The organism is Armatimonadota bacterium (assembly GCA_028871815.1).
In the GTDB taxonomy this organism is placed as follows: domain Bacteria; phylum Armatimonadota; class Chthonomonadetes; order Chthonomonadales; family Chthonomonadaceae; genus REEB205.
In genome coordinates this window covers 20,999-45,821 of the sequence record JAGWMJ010000002.1, presented here as the reverse complement: position 1 = coordinate 45,821, position 24,823 = coordinate 20,999, and the positions used below count along the sequence as shown (strand labels likewise).

Below are 24,823 nucleotides of genomic sequence, written 5' to 3'. Positions count from 1 at the left end.
CGACGTCAGCAGAGTTCGGAAATCGGCGTGCCACCGTAGTTGATGGCGATGGGCCTCTGCTGCGGCGACATGTACTGTTTCTGGAAATCGACGCCCATCAGCTTGTAGATGGTAGCAGCGACATCTTCCACGCGAATCGGGCGGACATCGGGAGTTTCGCCCAGTTTGCTGGAGGCGCCGACCACCTGCCCCGTGCGCGCGCCACCTCCGCCCAGACAGACGCTGAGGACGCCAGGCCAGTGATCGCGGCCGGCCGCGCCATTCACCTGCGGCGTCCTTCCAAACTCGCCCATCCACAGCACCACCGTGGAGTCGAGCATGCCGCGATCGTGGAGATCCTGAAGCAGCGCCGAATAGCCCATATCCAGCGTTGGAAGCAGACCATTCTTAAGCGACTCGAAGTTGTTCTGGTGCGTGTCCCAACCGCCGTAGTTCACCGTGACGCACCGTACGCCCGATTCCACCAGCCGCCGCGCGAGCAGGCACGACTGCCCGAACTGCGTATGGCCGTATTTCGCGCGGAGATCCGGCGATTCTGCCTGCAGGTTGAAGGCCTTTTTCGCTGCTGGCGACGTGATGAGTGCGTAGGCCTTCTCGTCAAACACATCCATGGTGCGAACAGCGGGCGCCGCGGTCTCCTTGTTCCGCTGCCAGTCGTCCAGCGCCATGGCCAGGCTGTGGCGGCGATCCATACGAGCCTGATCCACTCCGCTGGGCGGCGTGATGTTTTCAACCTTGAAGTACTTATTGGCCGGGTCGCCGTTGATCATAAACGGGTTGTACTGTCCGCCAATATATCCGGCGCCACCGTGATTGAACGGCAGACCGCCGAAGAGCACGTAAGGCGGCAGGTCCTGCTGCGACCCCTTTTCGCGCGCGATCACCGATCCGTATGCCGGATAATCGATGGCCGGGCTGAAGGGGTAACCGCTCAGCAGATACTCCGTTGCCGTCTCGTGGTTGCCGTCGTTTGAGGTAACCGACCGAAGGATCGAGAATTTGTCAGCTTGCTGCGCCAGCTTCGGCAGGTGTTCTGTGATCTGAATGCCTTTGACATTCGTATTGATCGCACCGAACGCTCCGCGGTATTGAACCGGCGCGTCCGGCTTTGGATCGAATGTATCCATATGGCTGGGACCGCCGCCCATCCATAGCAGAATGCAGGCGGTATCGCGCGCCGATTTGCCTGGACCGGGCGCTGCGGAAGCACCGGCTTGCAAAACAGCCGGCAATGTAAGTCCAAACGCCGAAATGGCGCCTACCCTCAGAAAGTCGCGGCGTGAAACACCGTCGCAGTCGATGTGTCGGCCCAGCTCTATATCAAACATGACGGCAACCTCCGTTTCCCGGTTCAGTGATTGAACAGGAACTCCTTGCTGTTGAGCAGGGAGAGCAGGATATCCTGAAACACTCCCTGGCGGTCGGGTGAAAATGCCACGAAGCCGAGCGCGATATCACGTTCGCGCGCAGTCGGCGGACGGGCGAGCGCAGCCTGATACAGCTGGTTAAGTATGTCGTTGTCGGAAGCGCCTTCGCGGATCAGCCCCGGGATGCGACCATTTCTGGCCTCCACCTTACGGTTCACTACGTCGCCGTTCATCAGGGTAAGAGCCTGCGAGAGGTTGGGATCCACGTTCCGCTCGCATTCGCAGGCGATGACGCGTTGCGGGCGACCAAACACATCCAGAAAGTCGCTACTGATATTGGGGTCGGGAAGATCGATGGCGCGCATACCCGATGGCAGCGTCGGAAAGTGTTCGGTGGATCCGCACGCGTAATCGACGGCGTCCAGAAGCGGCTCTGCAGGCAGGCGCTTTGGTACGTAGTGGGTGTAGAAAGTACTATCTCCACTGTTTGCGACAGTAGCCTGAGAACTGCGCTGGTATGCTTCCGAGTTGCAGATGACGCGCAGAAGCGCCTTGATGTTGAAGTTGTGGCTGACGAGGTAGCCGGCCAGGGCATTCAGGAGCGCCGGATTGCTGGGAGGGTTGGTGGTGCGCTGGTCATCGATTGGATTTACCAGTCCCTGGCCCATCATGTATGCCCAATATCGGTTCGCCAGGTTTCGCGCCAGCAGTGGATTTGTGGGGCTGGTAACCCAGTTGGCCAACGCTACTCTTCGGTCGCCACCGGAATCCGGATCGGGCATTTTGCCATCCGGCAGCGCGGCGGTGACCACGCCAAGCGCCTCGGGCTCCATCACTTTGCCATCGGCAGGATTGCGCACCTGCCCGTGGTCATCGACCTTGATCACCTGGTCGTTTCCGAAAATGCCAAAGTCTGCGCTGCCTTTGCGCCCAACACGGGCAAAGAAGGCCGAGAACTGATAGTAATCGTCCTGACTCCACTTCTCAAACGGGTGGTGGTGACAGCGTGCGCACTGCAGACGAACGCCAAGAAAGACCTGAGAGGTGGTTTCGGCGCACGACTCGGGATCGGTGGAGACGCGGTAGAAGTTGGCGGGACCATCGGTATATGTGCTGCCCTGCGCGAGGAGCATCGATCGGACAAACTGATCCATCGGCACGTTTTTGGCAAGCTGGCGATGGATCCAGTTGTGGAAACTCCACATGCCCTTCACGCCCAGTGTGGTGCGATTGCACCGCAGGAGGTCGCCCCACTTCACCACCCAGTAGTCCGCGTATTCCGGTCGCCTCAAAAGGGAGTCGATCAGGCGCGACCTCTTATCGGGACGCGGATCGGCAACGAACGCCGCAACTTCGCTTTGGCGGGGCGCAGTGCCGATGAGATCGAACGAAACGCGCCGGATAAACGTACGGTCGCTGCATAGCGGTGACGGCACAAGGCCGAGTTCCGCCTGCTTCTGCGCTGCGAGGCGGTCGATGAAATCGTCCGGAGGAAAGGTCTGGCGCGCTGCAATGCGGGAGGAACTGTATGGAAGCATGCAGGTTGTTACAGCGGCCTGGCCTCCATAGCGCACCATCACGGCGGTTTGGCCACGTCCTGCAGCGGTAACCACGGCCGATGGCGAGCACGATGCAATGGCGTCGTTGAGCGACGTAAAAACCGCCTGATCTGTAACATCGCGCACCGTACCATCCGTGTAGCGGGCTAGCACCACCAGATGCTGCTGCTGCATGGGTAGGGTGAAGAGTCGCTGCGCCGGCAGCACGGTCAGCGATTCGACGTCCGGATCCGTCGGCAGCGGCGGCGGCGCTCCCTCACGGATCCACTGCGCCACCAGCTTGTAGTCGGACGATCCGGGGATAAGCCTCCGCCCGCCTCCGTGCGGAACGGTCATCGTCGGCTTGAGAAGAATGAGACTCTGGTCCGGCTGCGTAAGGCTCACTCGCCGCCCGCGCGCCTGGCGGGTGATCGAGTCGTAATCCAGATAGTGGTCGGTACCGAAGAGCGATAGTTTGAAGCCCGACTGTCCGAATTGCGCGCCATGACAGGCGCCCTGGTTGCAGCCGATGCGTGTGAGTACGGGCTCAACCTCGTTACTAAAGCTCACGGGTGTGTTGGCGGTGGCGCCGGTAACAGTGACGCGCACATGGGCCGTGTGCGCGCCAAGTTTTAGCACAAGCGTGGAGACGCCATCGCGGATCGGCGTCAGCAAGCCCGCCGTCGTTGAGCTGATGCCGGCAACAGCCTTGCCCTGGAACAACGGCCTGGCCCGGGAGGTGACGTCCAAAAGTGCGCCGGTACCCAGCCGCGCCATGACGATATAGTGCGCATCGGCCCGCGGCCCGGTTAGCGCGATTGTGGCCGGTACAGCGGTGATGGAAAGGATTGCCGACCGCGGATGAGCGGCCCGGCGCACTTTGGCAGGCCGGGCCGGCCCGGCCAACGCCCCAGCGGGAACGGCCAGCAGAGCTGCAAGCGCCAGTGGCCCAATTTGCGATCTTGCCGAAAGGTTCATGCCGAACCCCGAACCCGGGCGGTGGCGCCCGCAGCGCGCGCGGAAGAACGATCAACCAGCGTATTATAAGCCGGTTAGACGGAAAGTGCAAGAGTTTTGTTGCGCTGCCCGCCGGTAACATCCAGATGGGCAACAACGCAGCCGCACGATGCACAATGGCACTTGGCGCGCGCCGCCAGACACCGGGATGGCAGCCGCAATGCCGTCCTTCACCGGCCTGTCTGAAACAGATCGTAGTCGGGCCAGTGCGTAACGGCGTCAGCCGCTGGGTGAAGATTGGCGTCGATTTCGCCATCTGAGAGGCCGTTGCCAGTATCACGCTGATTGAACAGCGCGGCCCATGCCAGCCCATCCCAGCGTCGCACCAGCCACGTGTTGGTTCCATCCAGCGAGCCGTTGTGCCAGGTGTTGGCCTTACCGCGATCGCCCACAGGCCGGACTTCCCAGCCACAGCCATACCAGGCGCCGCCCTCCGGTTTTATCGGCGCGGCCGGCGGCTCGTAAAGCGTGGCGGCAGTGTGCGGGGCGAGCAACGGCGGCTGCGAAGGAAAGTCGAGCTGGGCGGCGAACCGCACTAGAGCGGGAGCCGATGCGAGCCAAGCGCCGTGCGAATCCATCGCCTCGAGGTTCCAGGCGCCATAGCATACGCTGACCAGCTCTCCATGGTCTTGTGGGAATATCGATGGGACCGGACGGGCGTTGGGCTGGTAGTAACGGACTTCACCACGGGCACGATCCGGCAAACGCGTCCGGCCCATCCGCATGCCCCGGACGGCCATAGGTTGCAGCACAAACTTGCTGACGTAGTCCACATAGCGCATCGCGGTCACGGCTTCGATGACGCGGCCCAGTACGCAGTAGCCGAAGTTGGAGTACGCGAAGCGCGTTCCAGGATCAAAATCGAGCGGGCGGCCCGCCATCCAGCGGATGATCGCCCACTGGTCCGCCGGCGCGGGCGTTCCCTCCGCCGCAGCGATCTCCAACGGGCGGAACATGGGGTCGCCCGATTTATCCCGGTCGAAACCCCCTGTGTGGTGGAGAAGCTGACGGATGGTGATCGTGTTGAGGCGCGGATCCGCGACCTTGCGGTTCAGCGGGATCATTGGGAATGCGGGATCATCCAGGCGGAGGCGAAATCGTGGATCCTGAACCAGCGTCATGATGGCCACGGCTGTAAAGGGTTTGGTAATGCTGGCGATCCGAAACAGCGACTGCGGCTGAACCGGTGTACGACGCTCCAAATCGGCAAAGCCGTATCCGCGGGCATAGACGAGCCGGCCGTACCGCGTCACAGCCAGCTGTCCGCCGGGAATCGAGCGCTTGCGCATGAAGCTGATCATCGTGCGGTCGAAGCTATCGAGAGCGGGGTTATGAGCGCCGGTGGTTACCATGGACGTGCTCTGTGCGGCGGACGGCAAAGCTGCGAGTGCGGCAGTCCCAGTGAGCAGCGACCGGCGGGAGATTGGTAAGCTGCTGATTGGCTTCATAAAACGGTACTCCTCAACTCACCGACAAACGGTATCGACTTGACACTTTCGCTGCAAAGGACCGCGCCGCTGGACCGGTGAAATACCGGCGCCATAGCCGGTCACGCGCGCGCTTCCACCGTGAGCAGCTCCATCGCCAGCACGTCCGTAACCAGGGCGATATTTGCGCCCGCCTCGATCCTGCATTTGGCCGTCACAAGCGAATCCATGCAGCGCATCCAGCGCCGCGGATTGCTGCCGCGAGCGGCCGCGCGCAGTTCATCTGAGCCTCCGACTGCATCAAGATCGGCATCGCCGCGAACAGAGAGGTGCAGCAAGTCGGAATAAGTTGCCGCCAGCAGATCGATAACTGCCCCACACTGACGCCGCGACGCGCGTTCTTTTGACGGCTCCTCCACCTCCGCCGGTTCTGCTGCGCCCGCCAGCTTCATCTGCTGCGCCAGCTTGCGTATCTGTTCGCCAACTCGGAGCGCGCGCACTGGTGGCGCCGAGGGGAGCGTGACCGCAAAGGCCATCACCCGATCGATCTCTTCGCGAACGCCCGGGTTGACGGCAAGGCTGATAGCGGCGCCGACCAGTCCGTGCGAGACGCGTGCGCATCGCCGCGCCTCGGCCGGCGGTATCTGGTGTCGTTGTACGATGTACTCCGCCAATTCGTCTATCGGCGCCGGATGCAGACGGATGGATCGGCATCGTGAGACGATGGTAGGAAGAACCCGTGAGGCGTGCGTTGCCAGCAGCATGAAGATTGCATAGTCCGGCGGCTCTTCCAAGACTTTGAGCAGCGAGTTCGCCGCGGCCGGCGACATCCGTTCCGCACCATCCAGGATGTAGACGCGCATTCTGCCCAGGTTGGGCGCGAAGTGGATGTTGCGCGCTATCGCGCCGGGATCTCCGCGCGAATCACGGTCCCAGAACTGGCCGATCAGAAACGTTTCGCCGGCAGGCGTGAGCACTGAAACCTCGGGGTTTTCACCGGCGGCAGTTTTGAGGCAGGCAGCGCATTCGCCACAGGCATCGGGCGGCGCGGCGACCGGGTTGGTGCAACAGCACGCCATGGCAAATGCAAGCGCCAACGCCCGCTTGCCACTCCCGCTTTCGCCGGTGAGAAGCCACGAACCGGCGGCACCCTGGTGCACCAGTGCGCTCCGCAGCGACGCGATGGCCGTCTGCTGGCCGCACAGCTGGGATAACGTTACGATCGACAACTGAGCAATCTAGCCGGTGAGCACGTTCTCGATGGCTTCCTGAGCGTCGGCGGAGAGCTTCCTGCCGGCGGCTCCGGCGTTGTCTTCCACCTGCTCTGGGCGACTGGCGCCGATGATGACGCTGCTGACGCTGCTGAGGCGCAGACACCACGCCAACGCCAGCTGAGCCATCGAAAGGTCCAGGCTCTTTGCGATCTTCCCAAGCTCTTCCACCTTGCCAAGCGTTTCGTCCGAGAGCATGCCGGGGTTGAAGAACATATTCTGCCGCTCGTCCGTCGCACGGCTGCCGGCGGGCGGCGGTTGACCTTTGCGGTACTTGCCGGTAAGCACTCCCTGCGCCAGCGGCGAGAAGACGATCTGGCCGATGCCCGCGGCATCACAGACGGGAACGACCTCGCGCTCGATCTCACGCCCCAGCATGTTGTAGTAAGGCTGGCTGGATATAAAGGGATGCAGCCCGGCGCTGCGCTGCATCTCCACAGCGCGCGCAATTTGGGCGGGCGACCACATACTGAATCCGGTGTAGAGAACCTTTCCCTGGCGCACCAGGTCGTCCAGCGCTCGAAGGGTCTCCTCCAGCGGCGTCCCGGTATCGTACCGGTGACACTGATAGAGGTCGATGTAATCGAGGCCCAGCCGTTTGAGGCTGCGCTCGCACTGTTCGAAGATGTGCTTCCGTGAAAGGCCACGGTTGTTTGGCAGAGGCCCATCACTCATCGGAAAGAAGACCTTGGTGGCGACAACAATCTGATCGCGGGGCCAGTTCCGTATCGCGGCGCCGACCGATTTCTCCGCCTCGCCCCGGGCGTAGACGTTTGCCGTATCAAAAAAATTGATGCCGAGCTCCCAGGCGCGGGTCATGCAGGCATGCGCCGTGCCGGTCTCCACCGCCGCGCCATAGGTGAGCCAACTGCCCAGGCATACCTCGGAGACTTCAAGCCCGGAACTGCCCAGTCGCCTGTACTCCATTCAACAACTCCTCGTGATCCGCTCTCTCTAGCCCGTCGCCTGCGCGGAGCTGGGACTATGGTACCCGCGCCGGCAGCAACTGTTTGGCAGCCGATGTCGGAGCGACAGCCCGTACCGGTGTGCGAAGGCAATTATCCGACGAGAGGCAGGATTGTATGGCTTGCATGGTGAACTGGTGGCGGCGGCCAGCTTGAGCATCTTTGTTCGGCAGCAGCGTCCTGAGCATCCGATCTCAGTGCTGTGCTCCCTCTGCATTCGGTGCGGAATTACTACACTGGAACGCCCGGCGCGCGCGTGCCGGTGAAAGGACCTGACTGATCATGAGATTGCAGCTTCCGATCGCCCTTGCGGCGATTGCTTTTGCCGTTGCCGCGCCGAGGCCGCCTGCGCTTGCGCAAACATCGCCACCGCCGCTCTACTCGGTTATCAACGTAAACCCGGTTGGCACAGCTGAGGCCCAAGCCTATTCAGTGAACGACGATTACCAGGTGGTCGGTATCTATATCGGCGGTGGTAACGATCGAGGGTTCCTCTGGATGCCCGGGGTTCCGTCGTTTCCGTTCGACTCAAGCACATCCACGTTCGCGTACGGCATCAACGGCCTGGGGCAAATCGCGGGGGCCGGCTGGAACGCAACGGACGGCTTTGCCGGTAACGCTACGATATGGAGCCCCAATACCTACCTGGGCACCACCTATACGAAAACAACCGACCTGGCCGGCACCGGCACCTACGGCTCGGGGTTCAGCGCTATTGATTACTTCGGTGACGCCGTTGGGACTCTTTCAACCAGTAACACGAGCTACGCAGCTCTTGAGTTCGCCAGCGGCGGTCAATTTACCGGCTCTTCAGCTTACAGCCCCAATGCCGTCAATTCCGCATATGGGGCTTCGTGCGGTTTCCCGGCGGCCTGGTGCCTTCCCATTTTTGACGCCCAGCCCCCTGTTCCTCTTGCTGGTGGAACGTTTGGAGGGAATACGTATGCCTCTTACGACGGGACAGGACTGGACGACGCCAACGATGTCATCGGCTTCGCTTACGAGACGGCTGCGGACGCCTATGAGGCGTTTGCATGGAATGGCATCACCGGAACGCCATACGGCCCGCTCGGCCATCTCCCGCATACAACAACCGGCCAGGCCTTTGCAATCAACTCTGCAAGCGGACTTGTAGTTGGCCGGTCGGGTGCGCGGGCGTTTCTCTGGTCGGGCGACATCACCAACCCAACGGCAGGGACGATGACCGACCTGAACTCACTGGTGGAAAACAACAGCGGGTGGCGACTGGTGTCGGCGAGCGGGCTAAACGATTACGGCGCCATTGTGGGTTACGGTTACTACCAGCAAAAGGAGGCGGCATTTCTCGCCATCCCGGTAATCGTCAGTTCGCTCACCATGGATTCGTCCACGGTGGTTGGCGGATCGACGATTGGCGGAACGATAACGCTGGACGCTCCGGCGCCATTTGACATGAGCGTCACGGTGAGCACCTACAACTCCAAGTTGAACTTTGGCGCGGGCGTATACTCCACCAGCGTCATCGTATACTCCGGTGACACGAGCGCCTCATTCACGGCGAGCACCTCGAGCGTTACCACGGCAACGAACGTAACGCTTAAGGCGACCTTTGGTGGCTGGCGACGGTATGCACACGTAGTGGTTGAGCCGTAGCCGCAGGGCACGCGCGACGGCGGATGTGACGGTAGATCGCAGCACCCGCCGCCGCGCTGCAGAGCCGTAACCGGGGTTCGCGATGCTTCGCGCCCGGCAGACGGACCGCTGCGCCGGCAACTGAGGCGCCGGTTCCGCGGCTACGCGGCCGGCAGCTTCCAGGGCGGGCGATAGGGCGGCGTCAACAGCTGCGTGGCCTCCCGGTCGCCGGTAACTTCCCACTTTTCGGCATCCCAGTGAAGCTTGCGGCCAAGCCGGTAGGAGCTGTGCGCCAGGTTCATCGCCACGTGCATCGGGAGGTGCCGCCGAAAACTGCAGGAGCACTCCTCGCGTGACTTGATCGCGTTGAGAAACTCACGCTCGTGCCCGGGGGAGTCTGGCACCGACTTTGCATAGGTATCGGTGACGGGAGCGCCGTTCTTGTCAAATACATCGCACAGGTCGTAGTTGGCTACCAGCGTGCGCTCCTTGCCGTGGAATGTAATGCCCAGACGCCGCCCGCCGCCGGCGCCACCAACGCCAAAGTAGTAGGCATTCTGTTGCATCAACGTCCACGTAACGTTAAACTCGGGATACTCCCACAGCACGTCGAGTGTGTCGGGCACGTCGGCGATACTGTCGGTGGCAAATCGTCCGCCGGAGGCCGAGACCGCCAGAGGGTGCCCCAACTTCAACGCCCAGAACGGAAGGTCCACAATGTGTGGCCCCAGTTCGTGCAGCCAGCTGTCGACATAGTCCTTGAAGTACCGATGCATTCCGTCGCGGAAGCGGCCCATGTTGAACGGTACCTCGGGCGCCGGCCCAAGCCAGAAGTTCCAATCCAGACCCTCGAGCGGCGTTGCATTCGGCGGGTGATCCAGACCTTCCGAATTGTCATCCATCGTGCAGAAGTTTCGCACAGCGGTGATGGCGCCGAGCTTGCCCGAACGGACGACATCCACACATTTGTGGTAGTTGGCGGTCGCGTGAATCTGCGTTCCGACCTGGGTTACCCGCCTGTGGCGCAGCGCAAGCTCCAGCATGGCGCGCCCTTCATTCGGGTAGCGGCACATCGGCTTTTCGCAATAGACATCCTTGCCGGCTTCCAATGCGGCAAGCGTCACCAGCGGATGCCAGTGCGGTGGCGTGGATACGATGACGGCGTCCACGTCCTTGTCCTCCATCATCCTGCGGAAGTCGCTATAGAGCTTTGGAGCGCCGGTTTTGGAGGTGATGTACGCGGCGGCGGCGTTCCGGTGCTCTTCGTAGACGTCGCACACAGCAACAAACCGGACGTCCGGGTGCTGTCCGAACCAGTGCAGGTGGCTCGTACCGCGTCCAGCCACGCCGACAATTCCCAGATTGATAATATCACCGGGTGCAACAGACACTTTAGAGCTCCTCGCTGAGGGATGGATATGGGTCTCGGTGGCTCCGGCGGCCGTTGAAGCCCCGGCGCCGGCCAAAGCGGCCGTAGCGCCAACTAGCAGATCGCGCCGGTTTATGGCGCCAAGCTTTTTCATAATTCTGTAGAACCTGCCACACAATACGGCGTGCGTTCTGCCTGACCGTCTCTGATTTAGACGCTAAGGCTCCCGGCTCCTCCGAGGCGCGTTTGGGGCGGCGTCGAAACTCGGCTCAAGCCTCGACGTCTCAGAGAAGTTGAGACCTTGTTTTCACGTGGCGACAGGCTTTGGACATCGGCGACGCCAAAGGAGGCGAAATGAACCAACCGCGAGCGGTGATGCCGGCACTGGCAGCTATGATCCTTGCCTGTGGCGCCCCGTTGGCCGCACAGGCACCTTCCGGTCCCGTTGCGAATGCCCGGCTCCGGCTCCATCTGATAACAATGGTCCAGGCGGATCAGGCCGCGCGTATGGAGATGGTGAAGCAGATGAAGGCTCATGGCAGCATCGCCGGAATCAGCAAGACGGCCGCGACTGCGATGGCGAAGGTGGATACCAGCGACCTGAAAGCGATGAAACGTATTGTAAGGCGGTATGGTTGGCCGACCATCCCGATGGTGGGACGCGACGGCGCCCATGATGCCTGGCTGCTGGTGCAGCACGCCGATAAGGATCCCAGGTTTCAGATGCAGTGCCTTGGTCTTATGCAGCGCGCGTTCACGCATCGCGGCGTAGATGGAATCGACGTGGCCTATCTTACGGACCGCGTACGCAAAGCACAGCATGAGCGGCAGTTATACGGGACGCAGGCAACCTTTCACGGCGGAACGATCGTGCTGGACCCGGTTGAGGACCCGGCAAATCTGGACAAGCGTCGCGCCAGGTTGGGTATGGGCACGGAGGCCCAGTATCTGAAACAGATGGCGCAGGTGTATGGGCTGGCTGTTGGTTCAAAGGCAGGAGTCAGGACAAACGGAGGTACAGCCGGAAAGAAACGGTAACGCTGTCGCCGGGGCGCGCAAATGCGCTATCATACGATTGAATGAAAACTGCATAGTGCCGCGCCAGGGGTGCTTCCGAGGCTGAGAGGGTGAAAGCCCAACCCTGAACTACCTGAATCCGGATAATACCGGCGGAGGGAGGCGACGGCCGCGCCCCACAGGTTGTGATGCGCCGCCATCTCCTCTCAGCGATGAATGGCGGCGTTGATGCATCTGAGGGAGAACGCCGATGAGCCAGCAAAGGGTTCGCGCCGGATTCACGTTGATCGAACTGCTAGTTGTTATAGCTATTATAGCTGTATTAGCGGCAATCCTCTTTCCGGTCTTCTCACAGGCGCGCGAGGCTGCTCGCCAGATTGTATGCACCTCCAACGTTCGTGAAATCGGCATGGCCGTGCAGATGTATGTGCAGGATTACGACGAGACGTTTCCGATTTTCTACGCATACAACACACAAACACCGGGTGGGACTCGAGCGTGGTCGGGCGACCCTTTGCACAAGGGCGTGGAACTGGAACTGGCGCCGTATACCAAAGAGCCGCAGATTTTCCGCTGCCCGGACGATAACGGCGGCCCAACGTTGGCAGACCCTGTTTACGGCTGTCCGGGCCGAAACAGTTATTGGGCGTGCTACGGCTCAAGTTACCGGTTTGACCGGGGTAGCTACACCACCATCGCCGGCGAGTCGAGTCAAAACAACACGCTCTACACCAGCACCCAGATCACCACGCTGGCGCAGTTTGCCGCACCCTCGGAGACGCGCATTATGCGCGACGAGATGATGCCGTGGTTTGGGCCCTCCGATCTGAATGGCGCCAAGTACGGCTACTACCCCACATATTTTGCCCAGTGGCATCCTCGCGGCGGTGGCACGGTGTTCGCAGATGGCCACAGCAAGTTCACCGTGACGAGTGGGCAGTTCGATGATCAGGTGGTCTGCCCTGCCGGCCAGCGCAGCAACGACAATGACCCCGGTGCCCCGGGCGACGGCAACCCGGGTTCCACCTGGTACTGGCTCTGTGACTGATCTGCTTCGTGCGTTGCTTATCGCTAACGGTGAGCCGCCGGAAGCCACGCTCGCTCAGCGGGAACGAGACATCGCCCACCTGGTGCTGGCCGTGGATGGCGGCGCAATGACGGCGCACTGTCTCGGGATCGAGGCGGATATTGTGTGCGGCGACTTTGACTCGATCTCGCGTGCTCAGGCGGGAGCGCTGTTTCCACGCGCTGAGATCGTGGCGCTTCCGGATCAGGAGGTTGCGGACCTTGAGAAGAGTGTGATATTGGCTCTGGAACGCGGTGCGCAGGAAATCACTATTCTCGGTGCGCTTGGTGGCCGCGCGGATCACTCGCTCGGCGCGCTGCTGATACTGACGCGCTGCGGGCAGCCCGGATCGATTCGACTGCTGACCGACGGCGAAACTGTCTACGGCATTCCGGCCGGCTTAGATGGCGGTGAGCTGCTGATCGAGTGCGGCGCCGGCGATACCGTCTCCGTGTTTGCCGCAGGAGGCGCAACCGTGAGCATCTCGGGTGTGCGATGGCCGCTTACTCGCACCTACCTTCCACCCGGCACACGCGGAGTTAGCAATGAGGCGGTCGGCGGGATTGTGCGCCTGGCATCGACGGATGGCGCCGTGCTGGTGTTTCACCGGCCGCGCGTGGCAGCGCCGGCCTGACCATCCGCTGGCAACGCGCGATGCGACCTGCAGGCGTCAAGGCCGCGCATTGGACAGAACCACAGGACACCGGCGCTGCTGTATTGCGAGGCTCGTGACGCACTTGATGGGGGCTCTGTTTGCACCTTACCTTTAACGGAACCGACTGGTTTTGGGTAGCGCTGTACGTTGCCTTCCTGCTGGTCGCAGGATTTGGCATCCGGCGTGAAACCGTGCGAGGCTGGCTGATCGCCGAAAACAACCTTGGGCCCTTAGTGTTTGTAGCCACATTGGTGGCCACCTGGTATGGCGCGGTACTCGGCGCCGGTGAGTTTGTATATACCGACGGTCTGAGCGCCTGGGTGGTAAACGGACTGCCCTACTACCTGTTTGGACTGCTGTTCGCTTTCGGGCTGGCACGCCGAGTTCGCGCGGCAGGCGCCACCAACTTTACCATTCCCGACAAGCTTGCCGAGGCATACGGCAAACCCGCAGCGCTGCTCGGAGCCGCGCTCACTTTTATCTATGCAAGCCCCAGCCAATATGCGTTGATGGCCGCGCTGCTGTTTTCGGCGATCACCGGCCTGCCGGTTCTGCCGGCAATGCTGCTGGCGGTGCTTTTTTCTGTCGTGTATGTATTCCGTGGTGGCTTTCTGGCCGACGTGCGGGTAAACACCGTGCAGTTCACGATGATGTTTGCCGGCTTCACGCTGCTGGCGTGGGTTTGCATCCAGCGCTTCGGCGGCGTGCACGCGCTGCTGAGACCGGGCGCTTTGCCCAAAACGCACCTGGCCCCCCTGGGCGTACATTCGATCGGCTGGGCACTCGTCTGGTTCTTTATCGCCCTGACCACGTTGGTCGACCCCGGGTTTCATCAGCGATGCTACGCGGCCCGATCGGGCCGGATCGCTGTCTGGGGCATTGTTGGCGCCGTATGCTGCTGGATGGTGTTCGATGCGCTTACCACGTTCACGGGCCTCTTCAGCCGCAAACTTGCGCCGGGCCTCCCCGATGCGCTCTACGCGTTTCCAGCACTGGCGCAGCGAGCGCTTCCACACGGATTGAAGGGCTTTTTCGTGGTTGGGATGCTGGCGCCGATTATGGCGAGCCTGGTCTCTTACACGTTTATCGCCGGAGTAACCGTAGGCCGGGATCTACTGTGGCGCATCAAGCCGGAATTGCCGGAGCATCGCATCCCGTCGCTCACTCGCTGGGGCCTGTTTGCCACATCCGCCCTGGCTATCGGCATTGCAATTGAGGTGCCCTCGGTGGTGCAGCAGTGGTACGCATTCGGCAACGTGTATGTACCGGCGCTGCTGCTGCCGCTGCTCGGCGCCTACGCTCCTTCGGGCTGGCGCCCGGATGGGCGTTTTGCGCTGTGGGGTATCGCAACCGGCGGCGGATCGGCGCTTGTCAGCCTGCTATGGGGTTGGCGCCACGGCGGATTTGACGCGCCGGAATTCCTGCTGGGCTGGCAGCCGATGTACCTTGGCCTTGCTTTTAGCAGCGCAATCTACGGTTTCGGCCTCGCGGTGAAGCGGTCAGTTCGCACCGCGACGCCTTGAGCCACGGCTCATGGTCCCGATGGTCGCTTCTTGAGGGCTTCGGGATTCAACCAGTCCCGCCGCACCGCGTGCAGCAGCGGATTCCTCATGCCGGCCGGCTGGCTGGCGCGGTAGCCGCCACTCAGCTCCCAGATGATCGCGCCTCCAAGGCGGTAGCGGCGAATATAGTCAAACTTGAGACCGATGAGCCGCTCGTCATCGAACGAGATGAACTTGCGGTCTGCCTGCTGTGGCGCGTCGACTTCCAACCATGGCGCTTCCGCTTGCGCATCCCAATGGTAGGCTTGTGGCCGATAGTAGAGGCGCATGATGTCGTGGTAATCCACAGTGTTATCCACGGTCACGCCGGTCAGCGGCTGGTTGGGCCCGTTGGCGCCGCTCCAGACGGCGCCATAAAATGCTATTCCAATCCCAAGCTTCTTTGGCGCCACGCCGGCCCCGAGGTACGTTTGCACCTCGCTATCGACGGAGGGGAGTGGCCGGCCGTTACTTTGAAACGTGCGACCGCCATTGGTCATCGGTGAGTTGAACCAGGTCTCCCAGCCGTGCCACGGCCCGGCGATGTCGTACGTCATGACATTGATTTCATCGAAATCGCGCTGGAGCTGCGCAAACATGGCGGGCTGGTCGCCGACAGCAGCAGTAAGCAGCAGGCCGTGCTTCGCAACATTGAGCGCCTTGCGCATCGCGATGACAAACTGCGTGTAATCTGCCGTATCGCTCGCCCGGATTGGCTCCATATCCAGATCGAGTCCGTCATAGCCACGCGAGACGACGAACTGCGCCAGGTTCTGTACGAATACCTGCCTCGACGCGTCGGAGATGGCCGGCCGGATTCGCGCGGCGCTACCGGCTCCGCCGAGGCAGACGAGCGCTTTACGATGCGCCGCATGGGCAAGCGTCACCAGGGCAGCCGACTGAGCGGCGGTGATGCCACAAGTGACAGGATCTATCGAGCCATCCGCATTGGGCAGAATGCTGAAGTGAACCACCTGCGATATCGCAGAGAAGTCGATCTCCGAGGGCGGAAACAGCCCGTTGGCCTGATTCCACGACACGTAGTAACCAGCTACCCATGATTTTGGCGGACGGTGGGCGGCCACAGCTGCGGTTGACCGCGTGACCGCGCAAAGACTCAACGCACCGGCGCAAGCGACTGCCCAACCGCAAGCGTTTGGAGACATGGGTGATTCGCTCCGTTCAGTATTGTTCCATTCGCCGCGGCTGTGCCAATTCGTTTTGGCTGCCGTCGGTCCGTCTGCACGGTCGCCCCTAATTACCGCGATCTACTCAACAGAGGCCGATAGATCCTCAAACTGACCGATTACAATCTGAGCGAATCGAATGGCAATCGGCACTGCAACATCCATCACGCCATCCTGCGGGTAGGCGCGATGCAGGATTGCCACGGCGGGCCGCGCCTCCAGCATCTCCGCGACCTGACCTTCCATCACCGGGCTGATGGCGCTGACGTACTGGGCATCGGTATCGCTGCCGCTGGCGACCATCCTCCACGCAATTAGCATCGCGAGCGCCCCACCTGGATTCAAAGTCTCCGCGCTGGCGGCGGCCGGCATCGGCACGAATGAGAGCACCGGCACGCGATCCGACAGGAGTGTGAAAGCCATGGTGCTCAGCACATACTCCATGCGGGTGACCTCAGTGAGATGGAAGCCGGCCGCGATGCGATAGGGAGTACGACCCGGTACCGGCACGCCGCGGTTCGAGCGCGCGGTCACCCTTCGCTCGGTAAAGAGGCGCGCTTTCTGCTGTACGGCTGCGCCGAGCGCTGTGATCCACTGCGTGCGCTCTTCCTCGCCAAGGGGTAAGCCGGAGACGCCCACGTGCTGCTCGATTCCGAGGCGATCCACAACGAAGCTGGTGATCGGTGCTTCAGCCGTTTCTGTCATGAGTAGGTCTGCCGCGGCGTGCGGGTCGGCGCCGCTGATGCGCGAAGGTGGTATGGATTTATAGCGTCGGTCGCAGCAGGCAACTTCAAATTCGCCTCACCAGGAAGTTGCGTAGTATCCACGTATTATCTATCCATCAGTCCGCCGTTGGCGGGGCCAACTTGATTGATCGCGCATTCCGCTGGAACCCGGCCGCGCAGAGGTCCGCCAGGCTGCTGTGCCGTGGCGCAATCGCGTGGGCCACGCAGCGCCTCACGGTACCGCGTCCTGCGCCGGCAGATTGTCCACGGAAAACGGCGGATGCACGTATTTCGGTGTGGGATGCAGCTTAAGCTGTTGCAGTTCGTATTTGATTGCCGCCTGAAGCTGTGGGTCACCGCCGTTGATCGTCTTGTCCGGCGTATTCTGAACGTCGATATCAGGATCGATTCCGTGGTTCTCGGCTATCCATTTGCCGGTATGCGGGTCCCACAATCCGAACTGAGGAACGGTTACGCCACCCCCATCCATCAACGTGCGCGGTCCCATGTACCCCACGAGGCCGCCCCAGGTCCTCCGTCCGATGACAGGCCCAATGCCGGCCTCGCGGAAGAAGTAAGGGAACGCGTCACCACCCGAGCCGGACCACTCGTTGGTCATGATGCACTTGGGCCCATAGATGGCGGCGGTTGGCGTGCCGATATCGGGCCCGTAACGCTCGGTGAAGATGCTGAGGCGTTTGCGGTCGAGCTTCTGGATGTAGAAATCCGGAATGTCGCCGCCGCTGTTGAACCGCTCATCAACGATCAGGCCCTGCTTGTTGGTCTGGGCATAGAAACCCTCGGCGAAGGCGGTCATTCCGGGTCCGGCCGTGTCGGGTACGTAGATATAACCGATTCGCCCGCCGGTCGCCTTGCTTACCAATTCGCGATTATGTTCAACCCACACGAGGTTGCGCAGCGCACCCTCGCTGGCAATGGGCTTGACTTTGATATCCCAGGCGCCGGCATCTGTAGGCGCCGAGTTCACGCGAAGGTCGGTAACCACCCCAACGGTATTCTGGAATGGCTCGTATGGACTTTCGGTTGTTGTAAGCGGAGATCCATTAACTGCCAGCAGGTAGTCGCCGGCCGCCACCTTGATACCAGGCTCCGTGAGTGGTGAAACCAGCGCCGGATTCCAGTTGTGGCCGGGCAGTATCCGGGCAATGCGATAGTACTTGCCTGCAGCCTCAAAGTCGACGCCGAGCAGCCCCACGCTCACATGAGGTACCGGCGGCCCGGCTGTGCCGAACACGTAGGAGTGGGAGGTGTCGAGCTCACCAATGAGCTGCCCGATCAGATAGGTTAGATCGCTGCGGTCTGCGATCTCCGGTACCAGCGCCGCGTACTTCTTGTACATCCCCTGCCAGTTCAGGCCATGCATCGCGGGGTTATAGTAGAAATCGCGCTCGAACCGCCACGCATCGCGGAGTATCTCGGGCCACTCCTCCCGCGGTACGGTGCGCATCTGCAGATCGACGGCAACCTTTCCTTCGGCCGCGGTATGACCCGCAGTGGCGGGAACGATGCCCCATCCTCCGCCGGCCTGGTACAGGAGCTTGGAGGCGTCGGCATTCAGGACGTAGCTCTGGGCGCCCGGCATCACGACCTTGTCGGTGCGGTCACTCAGGTCGTAAAGGTGAATGGCGGCGCCTTCCACGTAGAACAGCTTGCCGCTGCCCGTCTGCAGATTGCCGAAATCACCCTTGGCCACCGGCAACGCCACGATTCTCTGATAGAGTCCCTGGAGGTCGATGTTCACCGGCTTGGGCGCCACCTTCTTGTCATTGGCGGGTGTGGCGGGTTTGGGCGGCGTGACCGGCGCAGGTTTGGCGGGCGTTGCGCCTTCTTCGTCGTCACGCGGGGCGAATGGCGAGGGCGTTGCCGCTGCCAGCGTGAGCAGATAGAGGCCTCCGGGGTGCGGCACCGATATCGCGGTCTCCAGACCGTTGTTCGATGGCGAGAAGTGCCGATCTGACGTAAAGAAGAGGTACTTACCGGACCGGTCGAACACGGGGTCACTGTCGTCGTATGTGCCGTCGCTCACGCGGAAACTCTTCTGCTGCTCCACGGAGTAGAGCCAGATGTTGCTGTAGAGGTTGCTGCCGCTTTTGCAGTATGCAATCCATTTACTGTCCGCCGACCAGCTATCCGTGGAAACGTGGCTCACGAGGTGGTCGACAAGGATGGCTTTCTTACCATCCGCGCCGACAAGGTAGAGCGCGCCAGATGCTCCACGATAGAGCAGCGACTGCGAATCTGGCGACCAGACGATGTTGCTGCGCCAGTTGTGTCCGTCGAACGTGAGGCGGGTTGGCCCTCCGGTTCCATCGGCCGGGCGCGTATAGAGTTCGTATTCGCCGGTAGCATCCGAGAAGTAGGCGATCCGCTTGCCGTCGGGCGACCACGCGGCCTCCACCTCACGCGCTCCAGGAGTGTTGGAGATGTCTCGCGTGGCGCCGTGCTTTGCCGGCACCGTGAATATCTCTCCATGAGCCACAAAGGCGACGCGCTTCGCTGATGGTGAGAGTGACGCCGCGCTGATCTGCCCGGACACATTGATCCACTCCGGCCGCGCAGACACATTGTCACTGTAAATCTTGATATCAACAGTCCTGACATGGCCCGTGGCCGTGTTCAGCACATTCAGGTGTCCGCCATGCTGAAACACGATGGCGCCGGCGCCACAGCTTGGAAAGTCCACATCGTAGCCCTGATAGTGCGTAAGCGGCCGGGTTTGGCGCGTTTGCACGTTGAAATCGTAAAGGTTCTTTGTCTCCGTCTTGTCGGACAGGAAATAGATATGGCCGCCGCTCCACATGGGGAAGGCCGCTTCTTCGGCGCCATGAGGAACCTCGTAGTACTGGTGGGTCACCAGATTGAAGACCGAGACGTACGACTGCTCGCCACCGCGGTAGCGCTTCCAGGTTGCGAACTCACTGGAGATGGCGTTGTAGGCAATCTGGTTGCCGTGGGGAGAATACGACGCCAGCCCTCCGGTGGGAATCGGCAGTCGCGTAGCGAGGCCACCGGTAACGGGCACGGTAAACAGTTGCTGGTAGCGGTAGGAGTGCGCCTCGCGTCCCGATCGGAACAGCACGGCCTTACTATCCGGTGTCCAGCCGTCCACGATGGATGGCGTCGGGTGATACGTCAACTGAATCGGGTCGCCACCGGTCGACGGGATGATATATACTGCAGCGATGCCGTCGTACTGGGCGGAGAATGCAATCCATTTGCCGTCTGGCGAAAACTTTGGAAAGGCCTTTGGTCCCGGGCTCGCCGTAAGTCGCCGTGCGGTGCCACCGTTGCGCGATACCAGCCACAGGTCACCACCATAGACGAACACAATACTGGTTTTGCTGATATCCGGCATTCGGGCAAGGCGCTGCCGGCCCGGGTCGGCATTCTGTGCATGCGCCGCCACAGCCGCAAGGGCGGCAGCAAGTCCCAGCAGAGCAGCAATTTGACGTTTCAAACGGTACCTCCAGATAAGGAATGCGTCCGACTGGTTCAAGCGCAAACGAACAAGCATTGGCACGTTGCGGACACGATGTTTCAAACGGGTGTCAACGGAAGCCGACCATCCAAGTGGCTTCGGCCTTGCCCGGCGCAAGAGCCGGCTGCCCGCATACTCAGTGTACCGCGCGAGTGGCGATCCCCGGTTCAGTCGATCTGCGGGACCGGCGCGAAGTCATTCCGGCCGCCGGTTCGGTCGCTGCCGCGAAGCAGATAGATTCGATGCGAATTGTTCCAGCCCTTGCGCTGGTGCACGACATTTGCCGGCATATATCGCATGGTGTACCCGCATCGGCGCATATTGGAGTGATTGGCATTTGACCCGTGAATGGTCCAGGCGCCGTGAAAATGACTCTCGCCGACCTGCAGCTGCAGGTCGACCGCCGCCGACTCATCGATCAGTTCCGGTGGAATACGGGACGAAAAAACGTTGGTGCTGCCATCCACCGGCACATAGCTATCGATGTGGGCCTGAAGAGCGGTGTGCGACCTCGGAATGACGCGCATGCAGCCGTTCTCCCGTGTTGAGGGGTCAACGGCCAGCCACAGCGTGATCACCTCCATGGGTTCCAGCCGGCCATTCCAGTAGGCGCCATCCGTGTGCCAGGGCACGGACTTGCCGTCTCCCATAGGTTTGGCGATGAAGTGACTGGACCAGAGCACAATGTCGGGACCGATGAAGGACTCAATCACGTCAAGAACGCGTGGGTGCGCCAGGTACCGAAAGAGCCATGGATCCTCAAAGTGGGGCACGTCCAGGGTCTCGGGGCGCTTTCCCTCCGGCAGCGCTGCAATCATTTCATCCACATGCAGACGCAGATCGGCCATCTCTGCTGTGGTGAATATCCGCCCAAGCTGTACGTATCCCTCAGTACGGTAGAACGAAACTTCGTCGGCTGAGGCCGACGAAACGGTTTGAGTATCCGCCCACGCGGCCCCCAGGGCTGCTGTCATAATGCGTGTCCTCGTGGTGCAATCCTTTGGATTTCCAGGGTTTGGTTCGCGCATAAATGAGCCGGTTCCTGCCGAGGTCGTAACGCGGATGGTTGAGTGGATGGGTGTGCTATACTTAACGAACTCTCAGTCGTTGCCAAACCGGACCGTGGCCGGCACATCACCACTGCCAGCACCTTGAACCTGATCGCCCTCCTCCGCGAGGACATAAAGACCGTAATTGCCAAGGACCCGGCTGCGCGCACTGTGCCGGAGGTTCTTACCTATCCGGGCCTGCACGCGCTGTGGGCGCACCGATTTGCCCATCGGCTTTGGGCTTGGCGCCTACGCTTTATCGCCCGCGTCATCTCCCAGATCAACCGGGCGGTCACAGGTGTTGAGATACATCCCGGCGCCGTGATCGGGCGTCGTTTCTTTTTGGACCATGGCAGTGGCGTGGTCATCGGCGAGACCACCGAAATCGGCGATGACGTGCTGCTGTACCATCAGGTGACGCTGGGCGGCACCAGCATGGAGCGTACGAAACGGCATCCGACACTTGGCAATGGCGTACTTGTAGGCATGGGGGCCAAGATACTTGGACCGGTGACGATTGGCGATCACAGCCGAATCGGCGCCAACGCGGTTGTTAACAAAGATGTTCCGGCAAACTCCACCGTGGTGGGTATACCGGGCCGAATTGTAGTGCAGAACGGCCTGCGACTTGGCGACGGCGGAACCGAGCTGCCTCAGGTAATGGACAACGTTATAAACCGGGTGGATCCGCAGGACGAAACCATCCGTGAACTACGCGCGCGGCTGGAGTTGTTGGAGCAGCACAGCGAAAAACTGGAGGAGCTTATCGCGCAGATGGAGCGAGATCCTGGTCGTGAAACCGGCGAAACCACACGCGGCACCGGCGTGTTTAACTCGCAGGCCACACGGTTATGACGCAGAGATCGGCGGAACTGAAGTGGCGGAGGCCACATCAAAGCCCACGGATAAACCCAATTGGCAGCTGAAACCAGAACCGGCCGGCGGATGCCGGCATCCATAACGCGCTTAGGGGGCGGCGCGCTGTTGACCGCCTTTGCGGTGGGCGGCGCACTTGTTGCGTTGGCGTTCCGCGGGCGCGGTGCCATGCACCGGCTGCCGGCGCATGTGCAGGCCTCGCAAGTGGACATGGATGCCTTCACCAAACGGATGAACGGCGCTAAAGTGCTGCTGAATAACCCGGTGACGGGCGCCTGGATCACTCGGACCTGCGCCGCCATGGGTCTTACCGTACGAGCCCAGCCATCCGAGGACACGCGGTCGGCCGGGGCGCCCGCCCAGGCAGCATGGAGCATCTCCGGCGCGGTTGACAACGCGCGCCTGGACGCCGCGCTCCATAAGCTCTCGCTAATTACGGACCGGCCATTTCGCAACCCGAGACTAGCCCTCGCCGCCGATGGCGAGATGCACACGGCGCCCGGCGCTGACGGCGTCGCGCTGGACGTGCGCGACACCAGTCAGCGCGTTGCTGCGGCATGGCAGGTGTACGTTAACCAGGCATCCACAACGCTCGGCGCCAATTCTATCGGCGCAGTTCCATCCCAGACTTCGCCACCGGCGCCGATCACCGCTCAGCAAGCGGCGCCACACATTGGTGTTGTAATGGCAATGGTAAAAACGCGTCCCACGCTGCAGACCTCCGACCTGAAACTGATCGACGGCCTCCTGGGGCGGTATACCACGCGCTATGGTGGCAGCTCGCCAAACCGCAAGAGCAACATCGCTCTTGCCGCGCGGCACATCAACGGCACGACATTGGCTCCCGGTCAGATATTCTCGTATAACAACGTGGTGGGGCCACGTATCGAGCAGGATGGCTTCAAGACTGCGCCGGTGATCATTAAAGGCGAGCTGGTTCCGGGCATGGGCGGCGGTGTTTGCCAGGTCTCGAGTACGCTTTACAACGCGGTGCTGTTGGCCGACTTGAAGGTGGTGCGGCGCGCTCATCACGCCTTTCCGGTCCATTACTTGCCACCGGGCCGTGATGCAACCGTTGCGTGGGGTTCGATCGATTTCCGCTTTGCGAACAGTATGGCGACGCCGATCTGTATTTTCGCTTCGGCGTGGCACAACCGGCTGACGTTCAGCATCTATGGCAAGAAGCAGGCTGGGCGCGACGTGGACATCGAGTTGGCAGATAGGTCGGTGCAGCCGGTCGCCGTAGAGCGGGTGAAAGACCCGGCGCTTCCGCCGGGGCGCGTCGTGGTAAAAGACAAGGGTCACCCCTCCATCCATGTAACGGTCTACCGGGTAACACGTGAGAATGGCGAGGTAGTGAGCCGCCAGCTGATTTCCCGCGATCACTACCGAATGTTTCCACGTATCCTGCTGGTCGGTTCGGCACCGGCCCCACAGCCACATCCCGCGTTGCCCCAAACTCCTCCCCAACAGCCCCTCGTGCCGCCGGTTCGGCCGGGCCAGTAGGCTGGTCCCATTGCAGCAGGCATATCGCGGTTACCAGCTGGATTGTGATGCGTCGCGGATCGACTTCGATCGCGTTCATGCGTGGCTCACTGCGGCGTACTGGTCGCCGGGTGTAAGCCGGGAACGCGTGGAGCGCGCGGCCGCGGGCAGTTCGCTGCTGGTCGGCGCCTATTTCGGCGGGGTACAGGCCGGCTACCTGCGCGTGGTGTCCGACCGGGCGACGTTCGCGTGGATTTGTGACGTTTGGGTCGACAAGCCGCACCGCCAGCAGGGCCTCGCCCGCGCCATGGTCCGTTTTGCGCTGGATCATCCGGAGCATAAGGGACTGCGCCGCTGGGTGCTGGCAACGCGCGACGCGCATCGTGTGTACGCCGCTTGCGGGTTTGAGCCGCTGCCCTCGCCGGAGCGATGGATGGTGCGCCAGCCGGCGCAGACGTCGTGCTGATCCTGGTTGCAACGCCTATCGGCAACATGGATGACATCACACTTCGCGCTATCGAAGCGCTGAAGCAGGCGGATTTCGTTGCCAGCGAAGATACGCGTAAAACGGGGATGCTGCTGAAACGGCTGGGAATCGAAGCCCGGCAGCTTGCATTCCATGAGCACAACGAGAGTTCCTCGGCTCCCGAGCTCTTGCGTCTGGCAGCCTCCGGCAAGTGCATAGCCGTTGTGAGCGACGCCGGCACGCCATGTGTCTCGGATCCGGGCTTTACGCTAGTTCGCGGCGCGGCTGAGTTGGGCGTTGAGGTGACGATGGTTCCGGGTCCATCCGCGGTCATCATGGCGGTGGCCCTGAGCGGACTTCCGGTTCACAGCTTTACCTTTCGCGGATTCCCGCCGCGCAAGTCCGGTCCCAGGCGGCGGTTCTTCGCCGTCGATGCCGAATCGCCTCACACGCTGGTCTTCTTCGAAAGCCCACACCGACTTGCTGCGTCGCTCCATGACGCGCTGGCTGTTTACGGTGATCGACCGGCGGCGATATTGAACGACCTGACCAAAAAGTTTGAGAGTGTTCAACGCGGCTCACTTTCGGAACTGCAGCAGATCGCCGAGGCAGCGAAGCGACTTGGCGAGTACGTGGTCGTGATTGGCGGATCTCCGCGTGCCAGCCGGCCGCCGGAGTGAGGCCCGCACGCC

Annotated in this window: 18 protein-coding genes, 1 pseudogene and 1 riboswitch; of the genes and pseudogenes, 9 read left to right on the top strand and 10 right to left on the bottom strand. The window is 61.7% G+C overall.

Annotated features, from left to right (window positions below; translation table 11 throughout):
• Positions 1–5: 5 nt before the first annotated feature.
• From KGJ62_03175 to KGJ62_03155, 5 genes are all read right to left on the bottom strand, one after another.
• Positions 6–1,328, bottom strand: coding sequence for a DUF1501 domain-containing protein (locus tag KGJ62_03175; GenBank protein MDE2125567.1), 1,323 nt, complete (start codon positions 1,326–1,328; stop codon positions 6–8).
• 23 nt (positions 1,329–1,351) lie between these two features.
• Positions 1,352–3,883, bottom strand: coding sequence for a DUF1549 domain-containing protein (locus KGJ62_03170; protein ID MDE2125566.1), 2,532 nt, complete (start codon positions 3,881–3,883; stop codon positions 1,352–1,354).
• A 209-nt stretch (positions 3,884–4,092) separates the two neighbouring features.
• Entirely contained in the window at positions 4,093–5,370 is a 1,278-nt protein-coding gene (locus tag KGJ62_03165; GenBank protein MDE2125565.1) for a beta-lactamase family protein, read from the bottom strand.
• Between the two features lie 101 nt (positions 5,371–5,471).
• Positions 5,472–6,578 (bottom strand): hypothetical protein, encoded by a 1,107-nt coding sequence (locus KGJ62_03160; GenBank protein MDE2125564.1) that lies wholly within the window; start codon positions 6,576–6,578, stop codon positions 5,472–5,474.
• A gap of 9 nt (positions 6,579–6,587) precedes the next feature.
• Positions 6,588–7,547, bottom strand: a complete 960-nt coding sequence (locus tag KGJ62_03155) for an aldo/keto reductase family protein (GenBank protein ID MDE2125563.1) — start codon at positions 7,545–7,547, stop codon at positions 6,588–6,590.
• A 320-nt stretch (positions 7,548–7,867) separates the two neighbouring features.
• Here KGJ62_03155 and KGJ62_03150 point away from each other — a divergent pair, with 320 nt between their 5' ends.
• Positions 7,868–9,217, top strand: coding sequence for a hypothetical protein (locus KGJ62_03150; protein ID MDE2125562.1), 1,350 nt, complete (start codon positions 7,868–7,870; stop codon positions 9,215–9,217).
• A 140-nt stretch (positions 9,218–9,357) separates the two neighbouring features.
• Here the strand turns inward: KGJ62_03150 and KGJ62_03145 are convergent, their stop codons facing one another.
• Entirely contained in the window at positions 9,358–10,719 is a 1,362-nt protein-coding gene (locus tag KGJ62_03145; GenBank protein ID MDE2125561.1) for a Gfo/Idh/MocA family oxidoreductase, read from the bottom strand.
• Positions 10,720–10,919: 200 nt separating this feature from the next.
• Here KGJ62_03145 and KGJ62_03140 point away from each other — a divergent pair, with 200 nt between their 5' ends.
• The 4 genes and pseudogenes from KGJ62_03140 (at position 10,920) to KGJ62_03125 (ending at position 14,826) form a co-directional block, all read left to right on the top strand.
• Positions 10,920–11,603 carry a hypothetical protein gene (locus KGJ62_03140; GenBank protein ID MDE2125560.1) on the top strand — a complete coding sequence of 228 codons (684 nt, stop codon included), beginning with the start codon at positions 10,920–10,922 and terminating at the stop codon, positions 11,601–11,603.
• 55 nt (positions 11,604–11,658) lie between these two features.
• A riboswitch (TPP riboswitch) is annotated at positions 11,659–11,760 on the top strand.
• Between the two features lie 72 nt (positions 11,761–11,832).
• Positions 11,833–12,048 (top strand): annotated as a pseudogene (locus KGJ62_03135) (prepilin-type N-terminal cleavage/methylation domain-containing protein).
• A 574-nt stretch (positions 12,049–12,622) separates the two neighbouring features.
• Positions 12,623–13,282, top strand: a complete 660-nt coding sequence (locus tag KGJ62_03130) for a thiamine diphosphokinase (GenBank protein ID MDE2125559.1) — start codon at positions 12,623–12,625, stop codon at positions 13,280–13,282.
• A 119-nt stretch (positions 13,283–13,401) separates the two neighbouring features.
• Positions 13,402–14,826 (top strand): sodium:solute symporter family protein, encoded by a 1,425-nt coding sequence (locus KGJ62_03125; GenBank protein MDE2125558.1) that lies wholly within the window; start codon positions 13,402–13,404, stop codon positions 14,824–14,826.
• Between the two features lie 8 nt (positions 14,827–14,834).
• On the opposite strand, the gene KGJ62_03120 is transcribed toward KGJ62_03125, so the two are convergent.
• The 4 genes from KGJ62_03120 to KGJ62_03105 form a co-directional block, all read right to left on the bottom strand.
• Positions 14,835–16,010, bottom strand: a complete 1,176-nt coding sequence (locus tag KGJ62_03120; GenBank protein MDE2125557.1) for a glycoside hydrolase family 18 protein — start codon at positions 16,008–16,010, stop codon at positions 14,835–14,837.
• 102 nt (positions 16,011–16,112) lie between these two features.
• The gene (locus KGJ62_03115; protein ID MDE2125556.1) at positions 16,113–16,736 is read right to left on the bottom strand and encodes a hypothetical protein; all 624 of its coding nucleotides are present in this window, start codon (positions 16,734–16,736) and stop codon (positions 16,113–16,115) included.
• Positions 16,737–16,988: 252 nt separating this feature from the next.
• Positions 16,989–20,234 (bottom strand): PD40 domain-containing protein, encoded by a 3,246-nt coding sequence (locus tag KGJ62_03110; GenBank protein ID MDE2125555.1) that lies wholly within the window; start codon positions 20,232–20,234, stop codon positions 16,989–16,991.
• Between the two features lie 188 nt (positions 20,235–20,422).
• The gene (locus KGJ62_03105) at positions 20,423–21,229 is read right to left on the bottom strand and encodes a phytanoyl-CoA dioxygenase family protein (protein MDE2125554.1); all 807 of its coding nucleotides are present in this window, start codon (positions 21,227–21,229) and stop codon (positions 20,423–20,425) included.
• Positions 21,230–21,412: 183 nt separating this feature from the next.
• Here KGJ62_03105 and cysE point away from each other — a divergent pair, with 183 nt between their 5' ends.
• The 4 genes from cysE to rsmI are packed head-to-tail and all read left to right on the top strand — an operon-like array spanning position 21,413 to position 24,811.
• On the top strand, positions 21,413–22,159 hold the full coding sequence (cysE, locus tag KGJ62_03100) for a serine O-acetyltransferase (protein MDE2125553.1): 747 nt from the start codon (positions 21,413–21,415) through the stop codon (positions 22,157–22,159).
• Positions 22,160–22,219: 60 nt separating this feature from the next.
• Positions 22,220–23,686, top strand: coding sequence for a VanW family protein (locus tag KGJ62_03095; GenBank protein MDE2125552.1), 1,467 nt, complete (start codon positions 22,220–22,222; stop codon positions 23,684–23,686).
• A 37-nt stretch (positions 23,687–23,723) separates the two neighbouring features.
• Positions 23,724–24,131 carry a GNAT family N-acetyltransferase gene (locus KGJ62_03090; protein MDE2125551.1) on the top strand — a complete coding sequence of 136 codons (408 nt, stop codon included), beginning with the start codon at positions 23,724–23,726 and terminating at the stop codon, positions 24,129–24,131.
• Complete coding sequence (gene rsmI, locus KGJ62_03085) at positions 24,125–24,811, top strand: 16S rRNA (cytidine(1402)-2'-O)-methyltransferase (protein MDE2125550.1); 687 nt, start codon at positions 24,125–24,127, stop codon at positions 24,809–24,811. Before KGJ62_03090 ends, rsmI begins: the two co-directional genes overlap by 7 nt.
• Positions 24,812–24,823 lie beyond the last annotated feature (12 nt).

Excerpts from the sequence above, each read along its gene's own strand:
- KGJ62_03165 (MDE2125565.1), bottom strand. The coding sequence starts at position 5,370 with ATGAAGCCAATCAGCAGCTTACCAATCTCCCGCCGGTCGCTGCTCACT.
- KGJ62_03140 (MDE2125560.1), top strand. The coding sequence starts at position 10,920 with ATGAACCAACCGCGAGCGGTGATGCCGGCACTGGCAGCTATGATCCTT.
- KGJ62_03105 (MDE2125554.1), bottom strand. The coding sequence starts at position 21,229 with ATGACAGCAGCCCTGGGGGCCGCGTGGGCGGATACTCAAACCGTTTCG.
- KGJ62_03175 (MDE2125567.1), bottom strand. The coding sequence starts at position 1,328 with ATGTTTGATATAGAGCTGGGCCGACACATCGACTGCGACGGTGTTTCA.
- KGJ62_03115 (MDE2125556.1), bottom strand. The coding sequence starts at position 16,736 with ATGACAGAAACGGCTGAAGCACCGATCACCAGCTTCGTTGTGGATCGC.
- KGJ62_03120 (MDE2125557.1), bottom strand. The coding sequence starts at position 16,010 with ATGTCTCCAAACGCTTGCGGTTGGGCAGTCGCTTGCGCCGGTGCGTTG.
- KGJ62_03150 (MDE2125562.1), top strand. The coding sequence starts at position 7,868 with ATGAGATTGCAGCTTCCGATCGCCCTTGCGGCGATTGCTTTTGCCGTT.
- KGJ62_03170 (MDE2125566.1), bottom strand. The coding sequence starts at position 3,883 with ATGAACCTTTCGGCAAGATCGCAAATTGGGCCACTGGCGCTTGCAGCT.
- KGJ62_03145 (MDE2125561.1), bottom strand. The coding sequence starts at position 10,719 with ATGAAAAAGCTTGGCGCCATAAACCGGCGCGATCTGCTAGTTGGCGCT.
- KGJ62_03155 (MDE2125563.1), bottom strand. The coding sequence starts at position 7,547 with ATGGAGTACAGGCGACTGGGCAGTTCCGGGCTTGAAGTCTCCGAGGTA.